Raw genomic sequence first — 24412 nt, 5'->3', positions numbered from 1 at the left:
GCGCATCCCCGGGGCCGGGCTACCTGCCTTTCAGGACGTAACGCCGCTCCGGACGGCCCACGCCGTACTTGAGCCTGACCTCCAGCGTCCCCTCGTCGTGCAGGTATTCCAGGTAGCGGCGGGCGCTGACGCGGGAGGTTCCCAGCTGCTCCGCGACCTCGGCCGCGGAGAGGTCACCTTCGGCGGCGTTGAGGGTGGCCTCCACGAGCTTGAGCGTTTCGATGCTGCAGCCCTTGGGAAGCGGCCGCTCCGTGCGGTCCAGGCCGAAGACGCGGTTGACGTCCGACTGCTCGGCCACATCCTTGGCCGAGTCCAGGCCATGGTAGGCGCTCCGGTAGTGCTCCAGCCGCTCCTGGAGGTCCGACTGGGAAAACGGCTTGATGAGGTAGTGCACGATGCCCCCGCGGAGGGCCTTGCGGACGGTCTCCACTTCCCGGGCGGCGCTGATCACCAGCACGTCGAGCTCCGGGGCCACCTCGCGCAGCCGGTGCATGAGCTCCAGCCCGTTGATGTCCGGCAGGTGGATGTCCAGCAGCACCAGGTCCGGCTGCAGCCGTTCCGTTTCGAGCACTGCCCGTGCACCGGTGTGGGCCACGCCCACCACGGCGAAGCCCGGCGTCCGCTGGATGAAGCCGGCGTGGACCTTCGCCACCATGAAGTCGTCATCGACGATCAGCACGTTGATCATGGCTTCACTGCCCCTTTCCTCAGCCGTGCGGTGAAGACTGCTCCGTTGTCGTTGGCCACCGTGAGGTCCCCGCCGGAGCGCCGGCAGACCACCCTCGAGAGGGCCAGCCCGAATCCGCGGCCCTCGGCCGGGCCCGCCTCCTTGGTGGAAAACCCCTGGCGGAAGATGTCCTCCACGGCGTCGCCCGGAACGCCCGGTCCGGTGTCCCGCACCGTGACGGTGACGTGGTCCTTGCCGTCCTCCACCAGCACCCTGACGGCGGCCTCCGGAAGTCCCGTCACGGCGTCGAACGCGTTGTCCACCAGGTTCCCCACCACCGTGGTGAGGTCGCGGGACAGTTCGTCGCTGACCGGTGCCAGGGCGGACGCCGGGTCAAGCTGCAGCGCCACTCCGCGTTCCGTGGCGAGGCTGGACTTGGCAATCAGCAGTGCGGCGAGCGCAGGGTCCTGGATCCGGCTGGTCACTTCGTCGTTCAGCCTGGTCCGGTCCACTGTGGCGCCGTTGACGAACTGCACCACGGAATCGTATTCGCCGATCTGGATCAGGCCGGAGATGACGTGCAGCTGGTTGGCGAACTCGTGGGCCTGGGCACGCAGCGTGTCCGTGGCGGTCCGGGTGGCACCGAGCTCACGTTCGAGGGAGGACAGCTCCGTCCGGTCCCGGAGGGTAGTGACCGAGCCGATGTCCCGGCCGCGGGACCGGATGGGAACACGGTTGAGCACCACCAGCCGCTCCCCCACCAGGACCAGCTGGTCCGGGTCCGGCTGCTCACGGGTCAGGACCACCTTGAGCGCCGGGTCCACGGGAAGGGATCCGAGCTTCCTGCCCACGCAGTCCGGCGGCAGCCCAAGGAGTTCCCGCGCACTGTCGTTCGCTACCGTGATGCGCTCATTGGGGTCCAGCGCCACCACGCCTTCCTTCAGGCCGTGCAGCATCGCCTCCCGGTTTTCCACCAGCCCGGTGATCTCGCTGGGCTCCATGCCCAAGGTCTGCCGCTTGACCCGGCGGGAGAGCAGCAGGGACCCCGCCACTCCCAGGACGCTGGCTACGCCGAGGTACGTCAGGAGGTTGGGGACGGCGTCGCCCAGCCGTTCAAGGGTGGACGGATAGTTGCGGCCGATGGCGGCAATCCCGATCATCTTTCCAGCATCATCGAGGACCGGAACGTGCGCGGACAGGACGGCGTTGCCGCCTTGGTCCACCACACCGGTCCAGGCGCGCCCTTCCATGACCCTGCTGGCGCCCAGTTCCAGCGGCTCCCCCAGCAGGCTCGGATCCGACGCCGCAACCACCGTGCGGTCCAGCTTCGCGAGCGTGACATGGGACGAGCCCGAGACGGTGCGAACCGACTCGGCTACAGCGGGAAGCGCTGAACCGACACGCGGCTCGGCGTCCGGCAGCAGCGCCCGCACCGCAGGATTGTTGCCGAGCGCTTCCGCGGCCGAGAGGGCCCTGCGGCCTTCAGTCCGTTCAAAGGCGGCAGCGGACTGGGCAAGCGAGATGGCCACCACCGCCACCAGCACGGCCAGGACAATCAGCAACTGCAGCACAAGGTACTGCCCGGCGAGGGACATTCCTCTTCGTCGAGTCACTGCGGGGGTTCCTTTTGTTTCTTGATGCCTGTTCCTGGTGCCGTGCGTGTTCCCGGCGCCGTGCCTGTTCCTGGCGCGCGGGCCGGCCCTGCGGCAGTAACGGGAACTATATCCCACCGGCGCCCTGGCTTCGGCGGGAGGCGCCGGCGGGGGCATTGTACGGCGCCGAGGTGGTTGTCCTGTGGGGCGCCGGAAACGTGAACGCAATGAACTTAACTTTCTCTGCGTACACAAGAGTGAGGTCCGTCACGGCGGGCCCTAGCATCGGAAGCACAGATCAGGTCCGCTGATCATCCTGTAGAGAATTGCATTACTGAGAAGAGGAACACCATGCGCCAGATCCGCGCATTGCGAGTCGCCGCCGTCGCTGCCGGCATCGCCCTGATGGCCACCGGCTGCGGTGCCACCGGCAAGAGCTCCACCGGTTCGGAAAGCTCCGGCGCTGCTGCCGGGCCCATTACCGGACTGCAGATCATGGTCCCCAACACCCCGGGCGGCGGCTACGACACCACCGCACGCGCCGCAGCCAAGGTCCTCGACGACGAGAAGATCTCCACCAACACAGAGGTCTTCAACCTCGCCGGTGCCGGCGGCACCGTGGGCCTTGCCCGCGTTGTCAACGAAAAGGGCAACGGCGACCTCGCCATGCTCATGGGCCTTGGCGTGGTGGGCGCCAGCTACACCAACAAGTCCGAGTCCAAGCTGACCGAAACCACCCCGCTTGCACGGCTCATCGAAGAGCCCGGCGCCATCATGGTCAGCAAGGATTCCCCGTACAAGACCATCGACGACCTGGTGAAGGCCTGGAAGGCTGACCCGGGCTCCATCTCCGTAGGCGGCGGCTCCTCACCGGGCGGCCCGGACCACCTGCTGCCCATGCAGCTTGCAGGCGCCGTGGGCATCGACGCCACCAAGGTGAACTTCGTTTCCTACGACGGCGGCGGGGACCTCCTGCCCGCCATCCTGGGCAACAAGCTTGGCTTTGCAGCCTCGGGTGCCGGCGAATACCTGCAGCAGATCCAGTCCGGTGAAGTCCGGGTCCTGGCCACCAGCGGCGAAAAGCGGCTCGAGGGCGTCGACGCCCCGACGCTGAAGGAATCAGGCATCGACCTCGTGTTCACCAACTGGCGCGGCATCGTGGCCCCTCCGGGCATCAGCGACAAGGACAAGGCATCCCTGATCGCCGCCCTTGAGAAGATGCACGCGACCGAGGGCTGGAAGGAAGCGCTGAAGACCCACAGCTGGACGGACGCCTTCATCACCGGCGAAAAGTTCGAAACGTTCCTTACCGAGCAGGACAAGCGGGTGGCGGACGTCCTCACCAAGCTTGGGTTGGCGTGACCTCGCTGACCACAGGCCTTAAGGGCCGCGCCGAGCTGGGAGTTTCCCTCCTGCTCGGCGCGGCCGGCGTCCTTGTCTTCCTGGACGCCAACGGCCTGGTGACCCCGTACTCCCAGTCGGACCCCGTGGGTCCCAAAACAGTTCCGTACATCGTGGCCGGCTTGCTGGTGGCATGCGCTGTCCTGCTGGCCATCAACGTGATGCGGGGCGGCCAGGGCGAGGCGGAAGGCGGCGAGGATGTTGACCTCACCCACCCCGCCGACTGGAAAACCATCCTGCCCCTGGCAGGAGCCTTCATCCTGAACATCCTGCTCATCGACTGGGCCGGCTGGGTCATCTCCGGCACCGTCCTGTTCTGGGGCAGCGTTTTGGCACTGGGCAGCCGGCACTACATCCGCGACGGGCTCATCTCCGTAGCCCTGTCCCTGCTGACCTTCTACGGCTTCTACCTCGGCCTCGGCATCGCCCTGCCCGCCGGACTCCTGGAAGGAATCCTCTGATGGACGTCTGGTCCTCACTGATGGACGGTTTCGCCACCGCCCTCACCCCCATGAATTTCCTCTACGCCGTGATCGGCGTGATCCTGGGCACCGCCGTCGGCGTCCTCCCCGGGCTCGGCCCGGCCATGACCGTGGCCCTGCTCCTGCCCGTCACCTACGCCCTTGAGCCCACCAGCGCCTTCATCATGTTCGCCGGCATCTACTACGGCGGCATGTACGGCGGTTCCACCACGTCGATCCTCCTCAACACCCCCGGCGAATCGTCCTCCGTGGTCACCGCCATCGAGGGCAACAAGATGGCCAAGGCGGGCCGGGCGGCGCAGGCGCTTGCGACGGCGGCGATCGGCTCGTTCGTTGCGGGCACCATCGGCACGGCGCTGCTGGCCGTCTGCGCACCGATCGTGGTGAAGTTCGCCGTGAGCCTGGGTGCGCCCAGCTACTTCGCCATCATGGTTTTGGCCCTGCTGGCCGTCACCGCGGTCCTGGGTTCGTCCCGGCTCCGCGGCTTCGCCTCGCTGGCACTTGGCCTGGCCATCGGCCTGGTGGGCATGGACTCGGTCACCGGCCAGCGCCGCCTGACCTTCGGCCAGCCGCTGCTCGCGGACGGCCTGGACATCGTGGTGGTGGCCGTGGCCATCTTTGCCGTGGGCGAAGCCCTGTGGGTTGCCGCCCACCTGCGCCGCACTCCGCTGCATGTGATCCCGGTGGGCCGGCCCTGGATGGGCAAGAAGGACTGGAGCCGTTCCTGGAAGCCGTGGCTGCGCGGGACCGCCTTCGGCTTCCCGTTCGGCGCCCTCCCCGCCGGCGGCGCCGAGATTCCCACGTTCCTTTCCTATGTCACCGAGAAGCGCCTCACCAAGCACCCGGAAGAGTTCGGCAAGGGCGCCATCGAGGGCGTCGCCGGGCCGGAAGCAGCCAACAACGCTGCCGCCGCCGGCACCCTGACGCCCATGCTGGCCCTGGGCCTGCCCACCAACGCCACGGCCGCCGTCATGCTCGCAGCCTTCACCTCGTACGGCATCCAGCCTGGTCCGCAGCTGTTTTCCAGCCAGGGACCGCTGGTGTGGGCGCTGATCGCAAGCCTCTTCATCGGCAACCTGCTGCTCCTGCTGATCAACCTGCCGCTGGCACCCCTGTGGGCCAAGCTCCTGCAGCTCCCCCGGCCGTACCTGTACGCCGGCATCCTCTTCTTTGCCACGCTGGGCGCCTACTCGGTGAACCTGCAGGCGTTCGACCTGGTGATCCTGCTGGTGCTCGGCGCCCTCGGGTTCATGATGCGCCGGTTCGGGCTGCCGGTGCTGCCGCTCATCCTTGGCGTTATCCTGGGGCCGCGCATCGAAGGCCAGCTCCGCAAGACCCTGCAGCTCAGCGCAGGCGACCCGGCAGGGCTCTTCAGCGAGCCGATCGCCGTCGTTATTTACGTCATTGTGGGGCTGATCCTGCTCTGGCCGCTGCTCTACAAACTGGTGCGGCGGAACCGCCCGGCGGGCCGTTCCCTGGTTCCCGCCGATTCCGGCGCAGCAGACACCAGCGGCTAGTCCCCACCGGCACCCTAACCCCGCATCCTGCAAACACAAGGAGATACCATGACGATCGTGGTGGGATACGTCCCAACCCCCGAGGGTGAAGCTGCCCTGACCCAGGCCATTGCCGAAGCCCGAAAGGGCAACACCACGCTGCTGGTCATCAACTCGTCCAAGGGCGACGCGCTGGTGGACAACCGGTATGCCCAGGAGCCGGAGATCCAAAGCATCGAGGACCGCCTGGCCATCCAGGGCATCCAGCACGTGATCAAGCAGCCGGTCCGCGGCCACGACGCCGCGGCCGAAGTCCTGGACGCCGCGGAGGAACACAATGCCGAACTGATCGTGATCGGACTGCGCCGGCGGACGCCGGTGGGCAAGCTCATCATGGGCAGCGTGTCGCAGCGGATCCTGCTGGAGGCCGACTGCCCGGTCCTGGCGGTGAAGGCCGGTTAACGCTGCCGCGGTGATGCGTTCCCGGCGGTGAAAACGGGGGCAAGCGGGGCAGCCAAAGAGCAGTCATCTGACATTTTGCGGGAGCAGCCGGTAGAATGGCAGGGCCCTTAGGCATGAAACACAGAAAGTTCTCCCAAATGACTACAGCCACCCTGGAACGCGTCCCCGCCGTTTCCTCCCGCGCCGACGCCTCGGCAGCCAGGTCCATCGACCTGGAGTTTTCCAACGCGCGCGAAGTCCACGCCGGCCTGGAAGAGGCCGTGTCCGAGCTGATCGGGGTCGCCGCGCAGGAAGCCTCCTGCGGCATCCTGGTCACCCGGCTGCATCCGGGCCGCTACACCGTAGCCCTGGACGAATCGGTACCGTTCGGCGAAACCTACGAGGCCATCGCCGCCTGACCGGCAATCCTGCCGGGGCATGCCCCGGACAAAAAGAAATCCCCGCCCTGCGCAAGCAGTAGGCGGGGATTTCTGTTGTTGTGCTTCCTGGGGCCGCTAGCCGCGGCGCACCTGCACGCCGTCGGATTTGAGGAAGAGCTGCTTCTCCGACGGACCGGCCGGCACCAGCCACAGAACGTTTCCGCTCTGGGACACCTCCTCCACCTCCCCGGCGGCAACCACGTGCGCATGCTTGATGATCTCCACGTGGTCCCCGGCCTTGAGGGTCCTCCAGTCGGAAACAGCGGCGGAATGGGCGTTTCGCCTTGATAAGACTGCCCCACGAGCTTTCATTTGAACTTCTACCCCTTTGTATACGTTCTGCGCCACAGCCTCTTTGATGTGACTTTCACTACATCTTCAGTTCTACTACACTCGGCGCCCCGCGGTGGAACGTGTCGGATGAAATTCCACCAAGTGGACGCCGAGTGCGCACGCCCTGAAGATTCTTCGGATTCAGGCGAGGATTCCGACGGCGGATTCGGCCGCCCTGCGCACCTCGCCCGAGGCCACCAGCCTGTCGGCAGCCTCGAGCTCGGGTGACAGGAAGCGGTCCGTCCCCGGCCCGTCCACCACGCCGCGCAAAGCGGAGACGACGGCGGCGCCCGCCGGACCCGGCGTCAGGACCCCACCGGAGAGCCGGCTGCGGATGTCCAGGGCGCGTGCCGACGTCACCAGCTCGATGGCGAGGACCCGGCGCAGGTTCTCCACCGCCTTCCGCAGCTTGCGTGCGGCGTGCCAGCCCATCGAGACGTGGTCTTCCTGCATGGCGGAACTGGGGATGGAGTCCACGGAGGCGGGAACAGCAAGCCGCTTGTTGTCCGAGACCAGGCCGGCCTGGGTGTACTGGGCAATCATCAGCCCTGAGTCCACGCCGGGGTCGGCCGCAAGGAAGGCCGGCAGGCCGTGGGAGCGGGCCGGATCCAGCATCCTGTCCGTCCGGCGTTCCGCGATGGAGCTCAGGTCCGCGACGGCGATGGCCAGGAAGTCCAGCACGTAGGCCACCGGCGCACCATGGAAGTTGCCGTTGGAGCTGACCGTTCCGTCAGGCAGCACCACAGGGTTGTCGATGGCGGCCGCCAGTTCGCGGGACGCCACCAGGGCCGCGTGGTCCACTGTGTCCCTCACGGCGCCGGCAACCTGCGGGGCGCAGCGGAGCGAGTAGGCGTCCTGGACCCTGTTGTCGCCAACCTTGTGGGAAGCGACGATGGGGGAACCGGACAGGACACGCAGCATGTTGTCGGCGCTGGCGGCCTGCCCCGGATGCGGACGAAGCGCGGCGTGCAGCTCCGGCAGGAACACCTGGTCGGTGCCCAGCAGCGCCTCGACGCTCATCGCCGCGGTGATGTCCGCCGTCGTCAGCAGCTGGCGAAGGTCCGCGATGGCCATGAGGAGCATGCCCAGCATGCCTTCGGTGCCGTTGACCAGGGCCAGGCCTTCCTTTTCCGCGAGGGTGACCGGTTCGATGCCGTGTTCTGCAAGCAGTACCGCGACAGGCTGTTCGCCGCGGCCGCCGTACGTCACGCCGTCGGGTCCTTCCGCCTCGCCCTCGCCCATGAGCACCAGGGCGCAGTGGGACAGCGGTGCGAGGTCGCCCGAGCAGCCGAGCGAACCGAACTCGCGGACCAGCGGCGTGATGCCGGCGTTGAGCACGTCCACCATGGTCTGCAGGACCACGGGCCGGACGCCGGTGCGGCCGGACGCCAGGGTCTTGGCTCGCAGGAACATGATGCCGCGCACCACTTCGCGCTCCACTGCCGGTCCCATGCCGGCTGCGTGGCTGCGGATCAGGCTCTTCTGCAGCTGGGTGCGCAGCTCATTCGGGATGTGCCGGTTGGCCAGGGCACCAAAGCCGGTGGAAATTCCGTAGGCCGGGACGTCGCTGGCTGCGAGCTCGTCGATGTGGGCGCGGACTTTTGCCACCGTGTCCAGGGCTTCCGGGGAGATGGTCACCTTCGCGTTGTGGCGCGCGACGGCGAGCACGTCCTCGGGCGTAACGCCGCTGGACCCGAGGGTGACGGTCAGCGGTTCGTGGGTTATTGCGGTCATGGTTCCTACTTCTGTGGATCGATTGCTCCGTACCTGTCGTATTGCGGGCTCTAAACGACAGGTACGGAGCAATCGATGTGGGGTTGGTTAGTGTGTCTCGTTCATGGGGATGCGGACGCCGCGTTCCCTGGCGACCTCGAGGGCGCGGTCGTACCCGGCGTCGGCGTGGCGGATGACTCCCATGCCGGGGTCGTTGGTAAGGAGGCGTTCGAGCTTCTGCGCGGCGAGGTCGGTGCCGTCGGCGACGGAGACCTGGCCGGCATGGATCGAGCGGCCGATGCCTACACCTCCGCCGTGGTGGATTGAGACCCAGGTGGCGCCGGAAGCGGTGTTGAGCAGGGCGTTGAGCAGAGGCCAGTCAGCGATCGCGTCGGAACCGTCGGCCATGGACTCGGTCTCGCGGTACGGCGAGGCGACGGAGCCGGAGTCGAGGTGGTCGCGGCCGATGACGATGGGGGCCTTGACCTTGCCGTCCTTCACGAGCTGGTTGAAGAGCAGGCCGGCCTTGGCGCGGTCGCCGTAGCCGAGCCAGCAGATCCGGGCCGGCAGGCCTTCGAACTCGACGCGCTCCGCGGCAGCATCGATCCAGCGGTGCAGGTGCTTGTTCTCCGGGAACAGTTCCTTGATGGCTTCGTCCGTGACGCGGATGTCTTCGGGGTCGCCGGACAGGGCAACCCAGCGGAACGGGCCGAGGCCCTCGCAGAACAGCGGGCGGATGTAGGCCGGGACGAAGCCGGGGAATTCGAAGGCGCGGGTGTACCCGCCCTTGCGGGCTTCGTCGCGGATGGAGTTGCCGTAGTCGAAGACCTCGGCGCCGGCGTCCTGGAACTCGACCATGGCCTGGACGTGCTTGGCCATCGAGGCCTGGGCTTTCTTGGTGAATCCCTCCGGGTCAGCCGCGGCTTCGCGGTGCCATTCCTCAACGGTGATGCCCTCTGGGAGGTAGCTCAGCGGGTCGTGCGCCGAGGTCTGGTCGGTGACGATGTCGACGGTGAGTTCGCCGGCCTTGTGGCGGCGCAGGATTTCGGGGAAGACGGTGGCGGCGTTGCCCACGTAGCCCACGGACCAGCCGCGGCGCTCTTCCTTGGCCTTGAGCACCTTGGTGATGGCGGCGTCGAGGTCTGTTTCGACCTCGTCGAGGTAGCGCTTGCCGGCGCGGCGGCGCAGGCGGGTCTCGTCGACGTCGACAATCAGGCAGGCGCCCTCGTTCAGGGTGACGGCGAGCGGCTGGGCGCCGCCCATGCCGCCGCAGCCGCCGGTCAGGGTCAGGGTCCCGGCGAGGGTGCCGTTCTCATCCCCGGCGAGTTTCCGGGCAACGGCTGCGAAGGTCTCGAACGTGCCCTGCAGGATGCCCTGGGTGCCGATGTAGATCCAGGACCCGGCGGTCATCTGGCCGTACATCATCAGGCCCTCGGCCTCGAGCCGGCGGAATTCGGGCCAGTTGGCCCAGTCACCCACCAGGTTGGAGTTGGCCAGCAGGACGCGGGGGGCCCACTCGTTGGTGCGGAAGACACCCACCGGCTTGCCGGACTGGACCAGGAGGGTCTCGTCCTTTTCCATGGTTTCCAGGGTGCGGGTGATGGCGTCGAACGCTGCCCAGGACCGGACGGCCCGGCCCGTGCCGCCGTAGACCACCAGGTCATCGGGGCGTTCGGCCACCTCCGGGTCCAGGTTGTTCATCAGCATGCGCAGCGGGGCCTCCGTCTGCCAGGACTTGGCGGTGAGCACGGTGCCGCGGGCAGCTTTGACCGGGCGGGCACCGGTGGTGAAATCGGCGGGTGCCATGGTGGCTCCTTCGTGTGTAGGGCGAGTCTGGTGTTCGCGGTGATGCGAAGAGGTTCTGTATCAACTAAAGCCCGTCCGTGACGGCCCGGACAGGGCTTTCGAGGGGGTGCTGTCCGGGATTCCAGACCTGTTCCCCTCCCGGCGCCGGGCTACTTTGCGGGGCGGCCGTGGAGCCGGACCGAGAGTTCGTCGGCCACCTTCTGGACGCGCGCGGCCAGCACCGGCCACTGCTCCGCCGGCACTTTGTCCTCGAGGAACGTCACGGCGACTGCCGCCGTCGGCCATCCCAGGTGGTCCGTGACCGCGGCGGCGATGGAGCCGAAACCGGGCGTGACCTCGCCGTGTTCGGTGGCGTAGCCGCGCTGCCTGACCTGGTCCAGGTGGGAGGACAGTGCCGAGTACTTCATGATGGCGCCTTCCACCTCATGCCTGGCGGTAAAGGCCGCGGCATTGGGGTACAGCGCACGCACCTGGGACTTGGGCAGCGCCGCAAGGATGGCACGGCCGCTGGCGGTGAGGTGGCTGGGAAGCCGGACGCCGACGTCCGTCACCAGGGAGGGGCGGTTTTTGGCCCTCTCCTCCACGATGTACAGCACGTCCCGGCCATGAAGCACGGCCAGGTGGGAACTCTCGCCAACCGCATCCACGAGGGAGGCAAGCAGCGGACGGCCCAGCCTCGACAGGGGCTCCTGCCTGGAGTAAGCGGAACTGAGTTCAAAGGCGCTGATGCCCAGCCCGTAGCGCTGTTCCTCATGCAGGTGGAGCACAAAACCGTTCGCCTCCATTACGCCCAGCAGGTGGTAGACACTGGAGCGCGGCAGGCCCAGGGATGAAGCGATCTGCGACGCCGCTATCGGCCCCCGCCGCGAAGCCAGCAGTTTGAGGATGCGCAGCGTGTTTTCGGCGGCAGGGACCTTGGACGTCACCTTTGAGGCCGCCTTTGGCGCAGCTTTCATCCCGTTGCCGGCCTGCGGCCCTGGTTCGGTAGTTAACACCGGTCCTCCTCATCGCCCCTCGGTAAAGCCCGGCGATATCCGGGATCCCGTACTTAAGCTTGCGCCACCGGGGGGCTCGTCACACGGAGGAACGCGGCCAATAGGTCTGGTATACCGGACAGTTGCCGCCCGTCCATCAACCTTGCTGCCCTGCGCTGGGCCTTAGGCCGTCCACGACCCCGAACGAAGCCGCTGGAGCCGTTGCAGTTGGGTAAAGTCCCGTCATGGATGAAAAAGAGACCCTTCACCACTACCTCCGGGTCAGGCGTGACAACCTGCTCGGCAAGCTGGATGGCCTGAGTGAATACGACGTCCGCCGGCCACTGACGCCAACCGGCACCAACCTGCTCGGCCTGGTCAAACATGTGGCCAGCGTGGAGGTGGACTATTTCGGCGTGGTGTTCGGCCGCCCCAGCGGGAGGCACCTCCCATGGCTGGACGACGGCGCCGCACCGGATTCGGACATGTGGGCGACCGCTGACGAGTCCCGAGCGGACATCATCGAACTGCACCACTTCGCCGCGGCGCACAGCGACGCAACCATCGAAGCATTGCCCGCTGACGCCCCCGGAGCAGTTCCATGGTGGCCTGAGGAGCGGCGCAACGTCACCCTGCACCAGATCCTGGTCCATATGGTTGCCGAACGTGCCCATCACCTGGGCCATGCAGACATCCTGCGAGAACTCATCGACGGCAGGGCGGGGCAGCGTCCAGGGGATCCGAACCTCACCAGGCGCAGCCCGGAGGAATGGGCCGCCCACTGCGCAGTCATCGAAACCGCGGCGAGGCAGGCATGAGCACGCGGGATGTTCCTGCACAGATCGGGGACCTGCCCCCTGTTGGCCGGCCTGCCAACAGTGCCCTGATGCGGGCGGGCGTCACCTCACTGGCCGAGGCCGCCTCGTTGGGCCGCCTGGCGCTGCTGGCAATGCACGGCATCGGCCCGAAGGCCGTCCGGATCCTTGAGGCGGCCGCCGCCGAGCGCGGGCTCACCTTCGAGCCCTGAAGTGTGGCCATTCCCCGGCGATGAAGGCGCTGGAGGGACCGGATCCGGGGTACCCGGATATCCTGCGTAGAGCGTGACCTTCACAGCCTCGATCCTGGCTTGAATGCGTACATACTCTGCGAGCTGGGCCAAGTTAAAGCCCTTCGCGGCAACCGCATCCACGGTACGACCATAGGCCGATGGCGGACTATTTTCTGCTGCGGCATCCCGCACCAAGGCACCATAGAGTGCCCGGAGGATTGCCTCGAGAGCTTTTCTGTGTTCCGTTTCCCAGTCTGCTTTGCTTCCCATGACTCCAGCGTCCCGGAGGGGCCTGCGAGGATCATCCAGTATCCGTGCGTATGTGGATAACCCGTCCATGGCCCGCGCTGTCCGAAACCGAAAGGCAGCGACCCGTCCAATCTGGAATGAAAGACACCGAGGCCCCGTGAGGCTCATCACGTCGCCCGGCAAAGTGGTCTGCTGGTTAGCGGTTCCCCTCCCAATGACGAGAAGGTTATTCGCATGCAACAAGCACCAGGCCCAACCCGGAACGAAAGTCCGGCCGCACAGCAAACCGCAAGATCCGCCGTCGGAAGCGTCCTCAATCGGGGCCTGAACGTGCGCCACATCCGGTTCATGGCGCTGGGCTCGGCGATCGGTACGGGCCTTTTCTACGGTTCGGCCTCGGCCATCCAAAAAGCCGGCCCTGCCGTCCTGCTGGCCTACATCATCGGCGGCGCGGCGGTGTTCATGGTGATGCGGGCCCTCGGCGAGATGGCCGTGCGGCATCCCGTCTCCGGCTCGTTCGGCCAGTACGCCAGCCGCTACCTCGGCCCGCTGGCCGGCTTTGTGACCGGCTGGACCTACGTCTTCGAAATGGCGATCGTGGCCATCGCCGACGTCACCGCATTCAGCATCTACATGGGCTTCTGGTTCCCCCAGGTTGAACGCTGGATCTGGATCCTGGCCATCATCCTTTTCCTCGCCGGGCTCAACCTGCTCAGCGTCAAGGTCTTCGGCGAGCTGGAGTTCTGGTTCTCGCTGGTCAAGGTGGCGGCCATCATCGCCATGATCGCCGGCGGTGCGGCCATCATCGTTTTCGGCTTCCAGGCCGGAGGCTCAACTGTTGCGCCGGGCCTCGGGAACCTTGTAGAGCACGGGGGATTCTTCCCGTTCGGCCTTGAGGGGCTGCTCGCATCCTTCGCCGTCGTGATGTTTGCGTTCGGTGGGATCGAGACGCTCGGCATCACAGCCGGAGAGGCCGCCAACCCCAAACAGGTCATCCCCAAGGCCGTCAATACTGTTCCGGTGCGCGTCCTGCTGTTCTACGTCCTGACGCTGGCGGTACTCATGAGCCTCTTCCCTTGGGACGGGATCGGCAGCAATGGCAGCCCCTTCGTCCAGATCTTCAGCGGGCTGGGCATCCCGGCGGCACCTCACATCCTCAACGCCGTGGTGATCACCGCGGCGCTGTCCGCCATCAACAGCGACATCTTCGGCGCCGGTCGCATCCTCTTCGGCCTGTCCCGCCAAGGCCACGCTCCCTCCGCCTTCGGCAAAGTGTCCAGGCACGGCGTCCCTTGGATGACGGTGGTGATCATGGCCGCGATCCTCCTGGTGGGCGTGGTCCTCAACGCCGTCATCCCGGAAAACGTTTTTGTCCTCATAGCCTCCATCGCCACCTTCGCCACCGTCTGGGTGTGGGTGATGATCCTCGCCTCGCACGTCGCCATGAAGCGGGAAATCGCGCGGGCTGGCCTGCCGCCGTCGGAATTCCCTTCGCCGTGGTGGCCCGCCGCCTCCCTTCTCACCATCGCCTTTATGGCGCTGGTGATCGCCGTCCTGGGTGCGTTCGAGGACTCGCGCATCGCGCTCTACGTGGGCGGGACCTGGCTGGCGCTGCTAGTCCTGGCGTACCGGCTGTGGGTAAGGGGTGACGGACGACGGCGGGCGGAGCTTGTGGACGAAACATCGCCGCTGCCGGTGGTCACCACAGGCCCCTAAAGCAAAGAACCTCCCGGCCCAACGCCCACCCGACGCTCTCTCACTTAATGCCGGTTATGACCCAACGCTCGCTCACTCGCTTGAGGAAAGTGAGAGGGCGTTGGCCCAACGTGCGCGTTAAGTGAGAGGGCGTTGGCCCAAAGTGCGCGTTAAGTGAGAGAGCGTCGGGGCTGCGCGGGGGATGGGGTCAGGCAGCCGCAGCGGCCGCGCGCACAGCCTCGGACAGCGACGTTGCCGGGCGGCCGATCAGCCTGCGCAGATCCCCGGTGCTGACAAGAAGGTCGCCCCGGGCAATGCCGAGATCGGAATCGGCCAGGATATCCGCGAATGCTTCCGGCACTCCGAACCCGGCCAGCATTCCCGCGTAGTCCGGCGCGGGAAGGTCCTGGTAGATGATGGCCTTGCCGGTGGCAGCGGTGATTTCGGCTGCAAGGTCCGCCATGCTGAAGGCGTTGTCACCGCCCAGTTCGTAGATCCTGCCCGCCTGGTCTTCGGCGACGAGCACAGCAGCAGCGGCGTGGGCATAATCAACGCGGGACGCTGCGCTGACCCTGCCGTCTCCGGCGCTGCCGGCCAGGCCACCCTGTGCCAACGTGCCGGGCAGCTGGTCCGTGTAGTTCTCCAGGTACCAGCCGTTGCGCAGGAGGACGAAAGGAACGCCGGACTCCCGCAAAATAGCTTCCGTGGCCTGGTGCTCAGCCGCCAGCCTCATGCCGGTGGTGTCGGCATTGGCGATGCTGGTGTAGGCCAGCAGCTCAACGCCCTCTGCCTTAGCCGCCTCGATCACTGTGCGGTGCTGCTCCACCCGCTGGCCCACCTCGCTGCCGGAGATGAGGAGCACCTTTTGGGCGCCCTTCAGGGCTGCCGCCACTGAACGGGCATCTGCGTAGTCCATGGCCTTGACCCGAACGCCCCTCTCGGCGAAGCCGGCCAGCTTTTCCACGGAACGGCCCGCAGCCACGATGTCCTTCGCGGGAACGTTGCGCTCCAGCAGTGCTTCGACGACGTGGCGGCCCAGCTGGCCCGTTGCTCCGGTGATGACGATGCTCATGAAAATTCCTTCCGATGGGGTGTCTGCCATGGTTCACAACCACACCCATTCCGGAATACTTCCCGAAAGAGAGTACGCACTTTAAGGTAAGGTACTGACATGAAAGTTAGTGCCGCCAGGACCGCCGTGCAGGCGGCGCCCCTTCCCGTGGCCCTTGCCGACGGCGTCTTCCCGGCGGGGTGTCCCAGCAGGACAGTGCTGGACCACATCACCAGCAAGTGGGGCGTCCTGATCCTGCTCGCCCTGTCCGAGGGTGAGCAGCGGTGGAGCGACCTGCGGCGCCGGGCCGAGGGAATCAGCGAAAAGATGCTGGCCCAGACGCTTAAGACGCTGGAGCGGGACGGCCTGGTCCGCCGGGAGGCGCAGCCGGTGATTCCGCCGCGGGTGGACTACAGCCTCACCGAACGCGGCTACGAATTGAGTGCCCTGCTGGTTCCGCTGGTGGCGTGGGCCTTCGAGAACGCGGACGACATCGTCAACGGCCAACGTTGAACCAGGGGATCCGAAGGCAAGTGTCGGCGCCGCCAGGAAATGAGTACTTGTTACTGGTGTGACTGATGTGAATAGCGCCTAGCTTAGGCGTAAGGTGCTTAGCCGGAATGGGAGGGCCGCCCTCTGCTGGGAGCGTTCCGGCAACCTGCACCGCGGGTGAGCGGCCTCTGCCGCTTTCGAGGAGTGGTACGCATGGTCAAAACCGTTGTCCTGGACCCGTCCAGCCTGGGCCAGCCCGTCAGCCTGGGCCACGTGCTGGTGCAGGCATGGAACCGGATTACAAGGTCCTTCGCCCCCCGGTCTCCCTACAAAATCGGTGATGCCGTAGTGGCGGACGACCCCTTCAAGGGGCGCCGCGAGGGATTGGTGGTGTTCCTGCAGGGCACTTCCGTGGGTGTGGACACCGTCCACGGCGTGTTCTTCTACGACCACCGGCAGCTCAAAAAGCTGGACTAGCCCCGCGGGCCGGCCCAGCTTTTTGGGTGCCAAACAGAGCCCTGCTAGCGCGCCGACCAGCCGCCATCCATGGTGTAGCTGGCGCCGGTCACCATTCCGGCGTGGTCGGACGCCAGCCAAGCGACCAGGGAGGCCACTTCTTCCGGCTCCACGAGACGCTTGATGGCGGACTCGGTCAGCATGATTTTCGCCAGCACCTCGGCTTCGGGGATGCCGTGGACCTTGGCCTGGTCTGCTATCTGCGACTCCACCAAAGGCGTGCGCACGTAGCCCGGGTTGATGCAGTTGGAGGTGACGCCGTGTGCCCCGCCCTCGAGCGCCGTCACCTTGCTCAGCCCTTCCAGCCCGTGCTTGGCCGACACGTATGCGCTCTTGAACGGGGACGCCCGTATTCCATGTACCGAAGAAAGATTGATGATCCGGCCGAAGTTGTTGGCATACATGTGCGGCAGCGCCGCACGGATCAGCAGGAACGGCGCCTCAAGCATGAGGGTGACGAGACGGCGGAAGTCGGCCGGCTCAAACTCCTCGATGGGGCTGATGCGCTGGATTCCTGCGTTGTTCACCAGGATGTCGCAGTCCAGGCTGAGGGCCGAGAGGGCATCCACGTCCAGCAGGTCCACGGCCCAGGAGGTGCCCCCCACCTCGTCCGCGAGTGCTGCCGCAGCCTCCTCATCTACGTCCGCGATCACCACTTTGGCCCCCCGCGCGGCGAGGGCGCGGACACTGGCAGCGCCGATGCCGCCTGCTCCACCGGTAACCAGTGCCTTGCGGCCGTTCAGCGTGTTTTCCATTAACCCAGCCTTCCAGTTCAAAAATTGTCAACGAACCGGCCTGCTCCGGCAGCACCGGAGCAGGCCAAACCCAAGCAGCTCAGCGCGTGGCGGCTGCTACCGCCAGGCCTTCGCGTTCGGCGTCGGCCCTGTCCACGTCCTCAAGGGCTATGCCTTTGGTTTCCTTGAGGCTCAACACCGCCACGATGGTGACGGCGCATGCCACCAGCAGGTAGATGGCGGTGGGAACCCATGAGCCGGTGTCCTTAAGCCACTGGGTGGCCAGGAGCGGGGCCAGCGAGCCGGCGACGATCGAGGTGACCTGCGAGCCCAGCGACACCCCTGCGTAGCGCATCCGGGTTGGGAAGAGCTCGGCCATGATGGCGGGCTGCCCGGCATACATGAACGCGTGCAGGCACAGGCCGATGGTCACCGCGAGCACAATAATGACCGCATTCTTCGTGTCGAACATGGGGAAGGCGAAGAAGGGCCAGGTGGCGCCGGCGACGGCACCGATGAGGTAGACCGGCTTCCGGCCCCAACTGTCCACAAGCCGTCCCACCTGCGGGATCACCAGGAAGTGGATGACGTGGGCAATCAGCAGGGCGAACAGGAGCGAGGAAGTGTCGTATTTGTGGACGCTTTTGAGGTAGACGATCGCGAAGCTGACCACCAGGTAGTACATGATGTTCTCCGCGAAGCGCAGCCCCATGGCCTGCAGGATGCCCTTGGGGTACTTGCGGACCACCTCAAAGACGCCGTAGCTGACGGCCTGCTCCTGCTCCACCAGTTCCTTGGCCTTCAGGAAGATGGGCGCTTCAGTGACGTGGGTGCGGATGTAGTAGCCGACGAAGACGATCACGGCCGAGAGCCAGAAGGCCACCCGCCAGCCCCAGCCCAGGAATGCCTCCTGGCTGAGGGTGGAGGACATGATGTACAGCACCAAGGTGGCCAGCAGGTTGCCCACCGGAACGGCGGACTGGGGCCAGCTGGACCAGAAACCGCGGGACTTGTTGGGGCTGTGCTCGGCGACGAGAAGCACGGCGCCACCCCATTCGCCGCCCAGCGCAAAGCCCTGGATAAAACGGAGGAACACCAGCAGCGCCGGTGCGAGGTACCCGATCTCGGCGAAGCCCGGGAGGCAGCCCATCAGGAAGGTGGACACACCGATGATCACGATGGTGAGCTGCAGGGTGGGCTTGCGGCCCAGCTTGTCGCCGATCTGGCCAAAGACGATGCCGCCGAGCGGGCGGGCGACGAAGCCCACGGCGTAGGTGATGAAGGCCTGGATGATGCCGTCCAGCTCGTTGCCGGTTGCAGGGAAGAAGTACTTGCCGAACACGAGGGTTGCTGCGGTGGCGTAGAGGAAGAACTCGTACCATTCCACGACGGTGCCAACCATGGAGGCTGCGACGATCTTCTTGAGGCCGGCGCCCTTAGGGGCGGCCTCGGCCGATGATGCAGAGCGCTGTCCTACGCTCATATGTTTTCTCCTTAGTGTCCACGTCGACACGCGCTGTGATCCACAGCACTCAATGGGCTCAGATGAGTATCGCCGCAGAAACTTTCCGATTCAATGGCCAAACAGGCACCCTTTGTGTGCAGAATTGCAGATATGGAAACTAATCCGGACGACTTGCTGGTCCTGCTGGCCGTCTCACGGTCAGCGAAATTCACGACGGCGGCACAATCCTTGGGACTGAACCACACCACCGTGTCCCGCCGGATAGCCGCTTTGGAGAAGTCGCTGGGCGGCAGGGTGCTGGCACGGGCAGCGGGCGGCTGGGAACTGACCGACCTGGGCACCCGGGCGGTGCAGGTAGCTGAACAGGTGGAGGCGGCGATGGGTTCGCTGGGACCTGCCGGCAAGGAACCGGACCCTATTACCGGCGTCGTACGCATGACCGCGACGGACGGGTTCAGCGCCTACATCGCTGCTCCTGCCGTGGCGCGGCTGCGGCGGAACCACCCGGGGCTGTGTGTAGAGGTGGTGACCATGACCAGGCGGGCGCTGCAGCAGCGCTCGGGGCTGGACATTGAAGTAGTGGTCGGCGAACCGCAGGTGCACCGGGCCGAAGCGGTGCGGCTGGGCGAGTACATGCTGGGGATGTACGCCTCGCGGGCCTACCTCGCCGAGCACGGAACCCCGGCCAGCGTGGCCGAACTCAACGAGCACCCGCTGGTCTATTTCGTGGATTCGATGCTGCAGGTGGACGACCTCGACGCGCCGCGCCGGCTGGTGCCCGGGATGCGCGACGGCGTGACGTCCACCAACGTCTTTGTCCACGTGGAGGCAACCCGGGCCGGAGCGGGGATCGGCTTCCTGCCCTGCTTCATGGGCGACCTCCACGACGACCTGGTCCGCCTGCTGCCCACCGAAATCGCCGAACTGCTCCCCTACTGGATGGTGCTTCGGCCGGACTCGCTGCGCAGGCCTGCGGTGGCGGCAGTAGTCCAGGCGCTCCGCGAACAGGTGGCCGCGCACCGGGAGAAGCTGCTGGGCCGGGGCAAACCCTCCTCCATTGCTCCGTAACTGCCGTTTTCAGGCCTCAAAACGGCAGCTACGGAGCAATGGACGGGGCGGGCGGGTCGTGGCGGACCGGGGCTCCGGCCGCGAAGGCCCTGACCTGCGCGTCGTCCCACAGGTGCGCCGGGACGGCACCGCCCAGGAGCCGCCGGGCCAGCTTCGGATCGTCGCCGAACGGTGTATCGCTGCCGGCCATCACCATGTTGCCGTAGCGCCGGCCCTTGAGCATGGCCGGGTCCGCGATGATGACGGTGTGCTTGAAGGAGGCCGCGATGGTGGCGGCATCCTCCCGGGCGTTTTTCAGGTCCGGGGCGTCGCCGGAGTTCACCACATACAGCCCGCCGGGCGCCAGGACGCGCTTGATGTGCTGGTTGAACTCGGCAGTGGTCAGCGGGCGCGGGGTCACGGCCCCGGCGAAAACATCCCGGATGATGAAGTCGCGCGTATCCGCCGTCAAGGTTTCGGTGACTTCCCGGGCCTCCCCAACGCGGATCCGCAGCAGCGGCGCCTTGGGCAGGTCGAACCAGCCGCGCACGTACCCGGCCAGCTTGCCGTCCAGCTCCACCACCACCTGCCGGGCGTCCGGGTAGACGGCATGGAAATAGCGGGCCAGCGAGCAGGCGCCGCCGCCCAGGTGCAGGCCGCGCAGCTTTGGGGCCTCACGTTTCTGCACGCCACCGGAGGAAGCGCCCGACGGCGGCCAGCGGGACTCGATCAGCGCGGCCATCCAGCGCATGTACTCGAAGTCCAGGAACAGCGGGTCCGCCAGGTCGATGTGCGAGCTCATGACGCCGTTGATCTTCAGGAGCCAGCCGGTGGAGTTGTCCTGGTCCGCGATCAGCTCGCAGTCCCCGGTGTCGATGTAGTAGACACCCTCCACCGGACCGTTCGGACGGGTCCCCTTCGGCACTTCCACCACGCCCGCCGCCGGACGGCTGCCGCGGCCCCCCGGTTTTCCGCGTTTCGCCATTACCCGTGCCCCGCTTCAGTCCGACCAACCAGTTCGAACCTCCAACCCTAGTTGGTCTGCACGGCCCCTTCACCTTCGCGGATCCGGTTCACCACGGCAGTGGTGGAGCGCTCCGCCACGTAATCCAGGATGGCAACCCGGCCCCCGTACTCCTCCACGGCCGGGGTTTCGGCCAGCATCTCCGGGGTGTAGTCCCCGCCCTTGGCGTACACCTCGGGCCGGAGCTGCCGGATCAGCGGGGCCGCGGTGGGGGTATCGAAGACGGTCACGTAGTCCACGCAGCTCAAGGCCGCCACCACGGCAGCCCGGTCCGCCACCCCGTTGATGGGCCGTCCCGCGCCCTTGAGCCGCCGGACGGAGCCGTCACTGTTGAGCGCCACCACCAGGATGTCGCCCAGCTGCTTGGCCTGGTTGAGGTACCGGGTGTGGCCGCTGTGCAGCACATCGAAGCAGCCGTTGGTCAGCACGATCCGCTGGCCCTCGGCCCGGTGCAGTTCCAGCTGCCGTTCCAGTTCATCCGCACCCAGGGCGGTGTCCGCGAATGCCTTCAGGTAGCGGCTGAGCTGTGCCGTGCTGCAGACCGACGTGCCTGGCTGGTGCACCACCACGTCCGCAGCGGACTGCGCGAGGTCCAGGCCCGCCGTCAACGGCAGGCCCGCTGAGCGGGCCAGGGTCAGGGCGGCCACAAAAGTGTCGCCGGCTCCCGACGCCTGCTTCTCCGCCGCCGGACGGGCCCACGTCCGGTGCGTGACGCCGTCGGGCCTTAGCAGGACGGTGCCGTCACGGTCCAGCGTGACCACCACCGCCCTTGCGCCCGTAGCCTGCAGCAGCTCATCCGCGTGCCTGCCCACCTCGGCCACCCTGTCCTGCCCCTCGGGCAGCCGCACGTCCAGCATCCGCGCCGTTTCCTGCGCGTTGGGCGTCACCAGGTCCGGACGGAGCGGCGCCCAGGGTCGGGGATCGTGCGAATCAACCACCAGCATGGGGCGCCCTTCGCCATCCCCGCGCCCTTTGCCCGCCAGGGCCTCTTCCAGGCCACGGCGGACAGGGTCCGCCAGGACGCCGGTGCCGTAATCGCAGACCAACACCGAGTCCTGGTGCTCGACGGCGGCCCGCACCGACGCGGCCAGCTCCGCCAGCGCTTCGACGGGCACGGACTTGGCCGCGTCGTCGATGCGCAGCATCACCTGGCCGCCGCTGCTGATCCGGATCTTGGTGGTGGTGACCATGTCCGGGTGGTCCAGCAGGTAGGTGACGTCGATCCCCGCCGCCACCAGCTGGTTCCGGAGGTCCGCGCCGGCGTCGTCCGTTCCGATGATGCCGGCAACGGACACCCTCGCCCCGAGGGCGGCCAGGTTCATTGCAGTGTTGGCCGCCCCGCCGGGCACTGACTCGCGGGACTGGATGTCCACGACCGGTGCGGGTGCCTCACGGCACAGCCGCTCGATGCTGCCGCTCCACCAGCCGTCCAGCATCACGTCACCAATCACCAGGATGGCCGGCTTTTCCGCCGCCAGCCGACCGGGAAGCCACTCGGCGAGTGCCCGCTGCTGCGAGAGGTCCCCGGCTTCCGGCAACGTGCTCACGACCGGTCCTTGCGGGGGTCCGCGGCCGGCGGCGCTGCTATGTGCACTACTTTCACCCGGCTGAATTCATCCAGCAGTTCCGGGCCGTAGCCGAAACCGGCGCCGCTGATGCCGCGGGGCTGGGCCGCGCCGCCGGGGGCACCGCCGAACACCTCGTTGATCTTGACGGTGCCCACGGGAAGGGCGGCCACCGCCTGCTGGATGTGGGCGATATTGCCGGACAGGACCGTGGCAGCGAGTCCATACCTGCCGCTGCACGCGAGCCGCAGGCCGTCGTCGAACGTTTCCACCACCTGCACCGGGGCAACCGGCCCGAACGTTTCTTCCCTCATGACCTCCATCGCCTCGGTGCATCCGGTCAGCACCGTGGCTGGGTAGAAGGAGCCCGGACCGTCCGGAAGGGCGCCGCCCTCCACAGCGTGGGCGCCCTGCTGCAGCGCGTCGGCCACGTGGGCGTGGACGGCGTCCCGCATCCGCCCGTCCACCAGCGGGGCCACCGTGCTGTTGCCGTTGCGGAGTGCTGCCTCCGCCTCCAGGGCGGCACAAAACTCGGTGGCGATGTCCTCGTGGACGTAGATCCGTTCAACCGCCACGCAGATCTGGCCGCTGTTGCTGAAGGCACCGATTGCCGCCTGCTCCGCCGCCCACACAGGATCGACGTCGCGGTCCACCAGCAGGGGATCGTTCCCCCCGTTTTCCCGGATGACATGCGCGCCGGTCAGGGCTCCGGCCGTGGCAATGCGGGCACCGGCGGCGCTGGAGCCCACGTGCGCGATGACGTCCACTTCCGCCTGTGCCAGAAGCGCGCCAACGCCTGCCCCGCCCGAAATTGTCTGGAAGGCACCCGGCGGGAACGCCGGCGCCAGGACCTCCCCCAGGGCTTCGCCGAGCCGCGGGCAGCGTTCGCTCGGTTTGTGGATCACTGTGTTGCCGGTGACCAGCGCCGCGCCGATCAGGCCGCACGCCACGGCCACGGGATCATTCCACGGCGTGAGGAGCGCTGCCACTCCCCGCGGCTCCGCCACCGTGTAATCCGAGGCCAGTGCATTGCCGCGAAGGCTGAGTCCGCGGTGGACCGGACCGAGTTCGGCATACTGCTCCAGGGTGGAAACTCCGGCAGCGATCCCCGCCAGCGACTCGTCCACCGGCCGGCCCGTTTCGCTGGCATTCAGTCCAGCCAGTTCCCGGGCGGCAGCCTCGAGCGCGCGTGCTGCCGCCTTGAGCGCGGCCCCCCGCTCAGCCGGGGCAGTGGAAGCCCAGTCCGGCGAAGCGCTGCGGGCGACCTCCACCGCCCGGGCCACGGCGTCCGGTTCGGCCTCGGGCACGGTCCAGAGGACCTCGCCGGTGCGCGGGTTGCGGATGGTGATTCCGGCCGGCGCGGCTGATTTTTGGTCCGTTGTTGTTTCGATGGCAGTGGTAGGCATGGTGTCCCTCCCGTCGTTTCCGGTCTTGTGGTCTGTTGCCTTTAGGGCCAGGAGCCCTCTTCCTCGTGGCAGACCAGCATTTCGCGGACCTCGCAGCCCGTGGGCTGGTTCAGCGCGAACAGAATGGCCTGCGCCGTATTGGCGGGGTCGTTGAGGCGGGAATCGTCCTGGGGCTTGTACTGCTCGGTGCGGTCATCAAAGAAGCGCGTCTTCATGCCGCCGGGGATCATGGTGGTCACGCCAATCTCTCCGCCGGTCTCGGCAGCGAGCGCGTGGCTGAAGCCCACCACGCCGAACTTCGAGGCGCAGTAGGCCGTCGCATCGGCCACCGCGCGCTTGCCCAGGGTGGAGGCAACGGTCACCACCCGGCCGTGGGTCGCCTTGAGGTAGGGCAGCGCAGCCCGGACGACGGACACCGTGCCCATCAGGTTGACGCCGATCACCTTCTCCCACTCGGTGGCTTCGACGTCGGCCAGCTTGCCGCAGCGGTCGATGCCGGCTGCGGTGACTACGGCTTCCAGTCCCCCCAGCGATTCGGCGGCTTCCTTGACGGCGGCTTCCACGGCCGCACGGTCCGCGACGTCCACTTCAAAGGCCTTCACGCCGGAGACGTTGCTGATGTCCCGGTCCAGCACCACGGGCGTGCCGCCCGCCTTGAGGACGGCGTCGACGACGGCGGCCCCCAGTCCGGAGGCACCTCCCGTTACGAGCACGCGGCCGGGGGTGTTCGGGGCAGTCACATTCACTTCTGCAGTCATGGTGTTCCTTTCACTGG

The 24412-nt window shown here is 67.0% G+C and carries 24 protein-coding genes; 11 read left to right on the top strand and 13 right to left on the bottom strand.

Annotation, left to right across the window (positions count from 1 at the left end; translation table 11 throughout):
- Positions 1-19 precede the first annotated feature (19 nt).
- Both SMD14_RS02505 and SMD14_RS02500 read right to left on the bottom strand, forming a co-directional pair.
- Positions 20-688 carry a response regulator gene (locus SMD14_RS02505; protein WP_104996630.1) on the bottom strand — a complete coding sequence of 223 codons (669 nt, stop codon included), beginning with the start codon at positions 686-688 and terminating at the stop codon, positions 20-22.
- Complete coding sequence (locus tag SMD14_RS02500) at positions 685-2262, bottom strand: sensor histidine kinase (protein WP_321216332.1); 1578 nt, start codon at positions 2260-2262, stop codon at positions 685-687. The genes SMD14_RS02505 and SMD14_RS02500 overlap by 4 nt, the downstream gene beginning before the upstream one ends.
- A gap of 348 nt (positions 2263-2610) precedes the next feature.
- Between SMD14_RS02500 and SMD14_RS02495 the strand changes: the two genes are divergently transcribed.
- From SMD14_RS02495 to SMD14_RS02475, 5 genes are all read left to right on the top strand, one after another.
- On the top strand, positions 2611-3621 hold the full coding sequence (locus tag SMD14_RS02495) for a tripartite tricarboxylate transporter substrate binding protein (protein ID WP_157239450.1): 1011 nt from the start codon (positions 2611-2613) through the stop codon (positions 3619-3621).
- Positions 3618-4121, top strand: coding sequence for a tripartite tricarboxylate transporter TctB family protein (locus SMD14_RS02490; protein ID WP_321215197.1), 504 nt, complete (start codon positions 3618-3620; stop codon positions 4119-4121). The genes SMD14_RS02495 and SMD14_RS02490 overlap by 4 nt, the downstream gene beginning before the upstream one ends.
- Complete coding sequence (locus SMD14_RS02485) at positions 4121-5659, top strand: tripartite tricarboxylate transporter permease (protein ID WP_321215196.1); 1539 nt, start codon at positions 4121-4123, stop codon at positions 5657-5659. Before SMD14_RS02490 ends, SMD14_RS02485 begins: the two co-directional genes overlap by 1 nt.
- Before the next feature lie 48 nt (positions 5660-5707).
- Positions 5708-6100: a universal stress protein gene (locus SMD14_RS02480; RefSeq protein ID WP_157239454.1), complete on the top strand. Its 393-nt coding sequence runs from the start codon at positions 5708-5710 to the stop codon at positions 6098-6100.
- A gap of 137 nt (positions 6101-6237) precedes the next feature.
- On the top strand, positions 6238-6498 hold the full coding sequence (locus tag SMD14_RS02475) for a hypothetical protein (protein ID WP_321215195.1): 261 nt from the start codon (positions 6238-6240) through the stop codon (positions 6496-6498).
- Positions 6499-6594: 96 nt separating this feature from the next.
- On the opposite strand, the gene SMD14_RS02470 is transcribed toward SMD14_RS02475, so the two are convergent.
- From SMD14_RS02470 to SMD14_RS02455, 4 genes are all read right to left on the bottom strand, one after another.
- Positions 6595-6831: a hypothetical protein gene (locus SMD14_RS02470; RefSeq protein WP_157239457.1), complete on the bottom strand. Its 237-nt coding sequence runs from the start codon at positions 6829-6831 to the stop codon at positions 6595-6597.
- A gap of 162 nt (positions 6832-6993) precedes the next feature.
- Entirely contained in the window at positions 6994-8586 is a 1593-nt protein-coding gene (gene hutH, locus SMD14_RS02465; protein WP_321215194.1) for a histidine ammonia-lyase, read from the bottom strand.
- Between the two features lie 87 nt (positions 8587-8673).
- Positions 8674-10371, bottom strand: a complete 1698-nt coding sequence (locus SMD14_RS02460) for a urocanate hydratase (protein ID WP_157239461.1) — start codon at positions 10369-10371, stop codon at positions 8674-8676.
- 149 nt (positions 10372-10520) lie between these two features.
- On the bottom strand, positions 10521-11327 hold the full coding sequence (locus tag SMD14_RS02455) for an IclR family transcriptional regulator (protein ID WP_321216331.1): 807 nt from the start codon (positions 11325-11327) through the stop codon (positions 10521-10523).
- A gap of 263 nt (positions 11328-11590) precedes the next feature.
- On the opposite strand from SMD14_RS02455, the gene SMD14_RS02450 reads away from it, so the two are divergent.
- The 3 genes from SMD14_RS02450 to SMD14_RS02440 all read left to right on the top strand — a co-directional run bounded on the left by SMD14_RS02450 (position 11591) and on the right by SMD14_RS02440 (position 14358).
- Positions 11591-12163, top strand: a complete 573-nt coding sequence (locus tag SMD14_RS02450) for a DinB family protein (protein WP_321215193.1) — start codon at positions 11591-11593, stop codon at positions 12161-12163.
- Positions 12160-12372, top strand: a complete 213-nt coding sequence (locus SMD14_RS02445; RefSeq protein WP_321215192.1) for a hypothetical protein — start codon at positions 12160-12162, stop codon at positions 12370-12372. Before SMD14_RS02450 ends, SMD14_RS02445 begins: the two co-directional genes overlap by 4 nt.
- Positions 12373-12876: 504 nt before the next feature.
- Entirely contained in the window at positions 12877-14358 is a 1482-nt protein-coding gene (locus SMD14_RS02440; RefSeq protein WP_321215191.1) for an amino acid permease, read from the top strand.
- Positions 14359-14545: 187 nt separating this feature from the next.
- Here the strand turns inward: SMD14_RS02440 and SMD14_RS02435 are convergent, their stop codons facing one another.
- Entirely contained in the window at positions 14546-15409 is an 864-nt protein-coding gene (locus tag SMD14_RS02435; RefSeq protein ID WP_321215190.1) for an SDR family oxidoreductase, read from the bottom strand.
- 99 nt (positions 15410-15508) lie between these two features.
- On the opposite strand from SMD14_RS02435, the gene SMD14_RS02430 reads away from it, so the two are divergent.
- Positions 15509-15901: a helix-turn-helix domain-containing protein gene (locus SMD14_RS02430; protein ID WP_157239470.1), complete on the top strand. Its 393-nt coding sequence runs from the start codon at positions 15509-15511 to the stop codon at positions 15899-15901.
- Positions 15902-16093: 192 nt separating this feature from the next.
- The gene (locus SMD14_RS02425; protein ID WP_157239472.1) at positions 16094-16357 is read left to right on the top strand and encodes a hypothetical protein; all 264 of its coding nucleotides are present in this window, start codon (positions 16094-16096) and stop codon (positions 16355-16357) included.
- A gap of 44 nt (positions 16358-16401) precedes the next feature.
- Here the strand turns inward: SMD14_RS02425 and SMD14_RS02420 are convergent, their stop codons facing one another.
- Positions 16402-17151, bottom strand: a complete 750-nt coding sequence (locus SMD14_RS02420) for a 3-hydroxybutyrate dehydrogenase (protein ID WP_157239474.1) — start codon at positions 17149-17151, stop codon at positions 16402-16404.
- A 79-nt stretch (positions 17152-17230) separates the two neighbouring features.
- The gene (locus tag SMD14_RS02415; protein ID WP_157239476.1) at positions 17231-18613 is read right to left on the bottom strand and encodes an MFS transporter; all 1383 of its coding nucleotides are present in this window, start codon (positions 18611-18613) and stop codon (positions 17231-17233) included.
- Positions 18614-18745: 132 nt separating this feature from the next.
- Between SMD14_RS02415 and SMD14_RS02410 the strand changes: the two genes are divergently transcribed.
- Positions 18746-19663, top strand: coding sequence for a LysR family transcriptional regulator (locus SMD14_RS02410; RefSeq protein ID WP_321215189.1), 918 nt, complete (start codon positions 18746-18748; stop codon positions 19661-19663).
- 28 nt (positions 19664-19691) lie between these two features.
- On the opposite strand, the gene SMD14_RS02405 is transcribed toward SMD14_RS02410, so the two are convergent.
- From SMD14_RS02405 to SMD14_RS02390, 4 genes are read right to left on the bottom strand one after another with little or no spacing between them, the layout of a single operon-like run.
- Positions 19692-20627: a spermidine synthase gene (locus SMD14_RS02405; RefSeq protein WP_157239480.1), complete on the bottom strand. Its 936-nt coding sequence runs from the start codon at positions 20625-20627 to the stop codon at positions 19692-19694.
- Between the two features lie 47 nt (positions 20628-20674).
- Positions 20675-22213, bottom strand: coding sequence for a D-glycero-beta-D-manno-heptose 1-phosphate adenylyltransferase (gene rfaE2 / locus SMD14_RS02400; protein ID WP_321215188.1), 1539 nt, complete (start codon positions 22211-22213; stop codon positions 20675-20677).
- The gene (locus SMD14_RS02395) at positions 22210-23637 is read right to left on the bottom strand and encodes an aldehyde dehydrogenase (RefSeq protein ID WP_157239481.1); all 1428 of its coding nucleotides are present in this window, start codon (positions 23635-23637) and stop codon (positions 22210-22212) included. The genes rfaE2 and SMD14_RS02395 overlap by 4 nt, the downstream gene beginning before the upstream one ends.
- Positions 23638-23678: 41 nt before the next feature.
- Positions 23679-24395: an SDR family oxidoreductase gene (locus tag SMD14_RS02390; RefSeq protein ID WP_157239483.1), complete on the bottom strand. Its 717-nt coding sequence runs from the start codon at positions 24393-24395 to the stop codon at positions 23679-23681.
- Positions 24396-24412: the final 17 nt, after the last annotated feature.

This window comes from Pseudarthrobacter oxydans (assembly GCF_034258515.1).
In the GTDB taxonomy this organism is placed as follows: domain Bacteria; phylum Actinomycetota; class Actinomycetes; order Actinomycetales; family Micrococcaceae; genus Arthrobacter.
The sequence above is the reverse complement of the archived record's forward strand: the minus strand, read 5'-3'. Positions and strand labels throughout refer to the sequence as shown.

Excerpts from the sequence above, each read along its gene's own strand:
- SMD14_RS02395 (WP_157239481.1), bottom strand. The coding sequence starts at position 23,637 with ATGCCTACCACTGCCATCGAAACAACAACGGACCAAAAATCAGCCGCG.
- hutH (WP_321215194.1), bottom strand. The coding sequence starts at position 8,586 with ATGACCGCAATAACCCACGAACCGCTGACCGTCACCCTCGGGTCCAGC.
- SMD14_RS02445 (WP_321215192.1), top strand. The coding sequence starts at position 12,160 with ATGAGCACGCGGGATGTTCCTGCACAGATCGGGGACCTGCCCCCTGTT.
- SMD14_RS02455 (WP_321216331.1), bottom strand. The coding sequence starts at position 11,327 with ATGAAAGCTGCGCCAAAGGCGGCCTCAAAGGTGACGTCCAAGGTCCCT.
- SMD14_RS02405 (WP_157239480.1), bottom strand. The coding sequence starts at position 20,627 with ATGGCGAAACGCGGAAAACCGGGGGGCCGCGGCAGCCGTCCGGCGGCG.
- SMD14_RS02495 (WP_157239450.1), top strand. The coding sequence starts at position 2,611 with ATGCGCCAGATCCGCGCATTGCGAGTCGCCGCCGTCGCTGCCGGCATC.
- SMD14_RS02475 (WP_321215195.1), top strand. The coding sequence starts at position 6,238 with ATGACTACAGCCACCCTGGAACGCGTCCCCGCCGTTTCCTCCCGCGCC.
- SMD14_RS02435 (WP_321215190.1), bottom strand. The coding sequence starts at position 15,409 with ATGAGCATCGTCATCACCGGAGCAACGGGCCAGCTGGGCCGCCACGTC.
- SMD14_RS02415 (WP_157239476.1), bottom strand. The coding sequence starts at position 18,613 with ATGAGCGTAGGACAGCGCTCTGCATCATCGGCCGAGGCCGCCCCTAAG.
- SMD14_RS02450 (WP_321215193.1), top strand. The coding sequence starts at position 11,591 with ATGGATGAAAAAGAGACCCTTCACCACTACCTCCGGGTCAGGCGTGAC.
- SMD14_RS02505 (WP_104996630.1), bottom strand. The coding sequence starts at position 688 with ATGATCAACGTGCTGATCGTCGATGACGACTTCATGGTGGCGAAGGTC.
- SMD14_RS02425 (WP_157239472.1), top strand. The coding sequence starts at position 16,094 with ATGGTCAAAACCGTTGTCCTGGACCCGTCCAGCCTGGGCCAGCCCGTC.
- SMD14_RS02430 (WP_157239470.1), top strand. The coding sequence starts at position 15,509 with ATGAAAGTTAGTGCCGCCAGGACCGCCGTGCAGGCGGCGCCCCTTCCC.
- SMD14_RS02480 (WP_157239454.1), top strand. The coding sequence starts at position 5,708 with ATGACGATCGTGGTGGGATACGTCCCAACCCCCGAGGGTGAAGCTGCC.
- SMD14_RS02470 (WP_157239457.1), bottom strand. The coding sequence starts at position 6,831 with ATGAAAGCTCGTGGGGCAGTCTTATCAAGGCGAAACGCCCATTCCGCC.
- SMD14_RS02460 (WP_157239461.1), bottom strand. The coding sequence starts at position 10,371 with ATGGCACCCGCCGATTTCACCACCGGTGCCCGCCCGGTCAAAGCTGCC.
- SMD14_RS02420 (WP_157239474.1), bottom strand. The coding sequence starts at position 17,151 with ATGGAAAACACGCTGAACGGCCGCAAGGCACTGGTTACCGGTGGAGCA.
- SMD14_RS02390 (WP_157239483.1), bottom strand. The coding sequence starts at position 24,395 with ATGACTGCAGAAGTGAATGTGACTGCCCCGAACACCCCCGGCCGCGTG.
- SMD14_RS02440 (WP_321215191.1), top strand. The coding sequence starts at position 12,877 with ATGCAACAAGCACCAGGCCCAACCCGGAACGAAAGTCCGGCCGCACAG.
- SMD14_RS02410 (WP_321215189.1), top strand. The coding sequence starts at position 18,746 with ATGGAAACTAATCCGGACGACTTGCTGGTCCTGCTGGCCGTCTCACGG.
- SMD14_RS02500 (WP_321216332.1), bottom strand. The coding sequence starts at position 2,262 with ATGTCCCTCGCCGGGCAGTACCTTGTGCTGCAGTTGCTGATTGTCCTG.
- SMD14_RS02485 (WP_321215196.1), top strand. The coding sequence starts at position 4,121 with ATGGACGTCTGGTCCTCACTGATGGACGGTTTCGCCACCGCCCTCACC.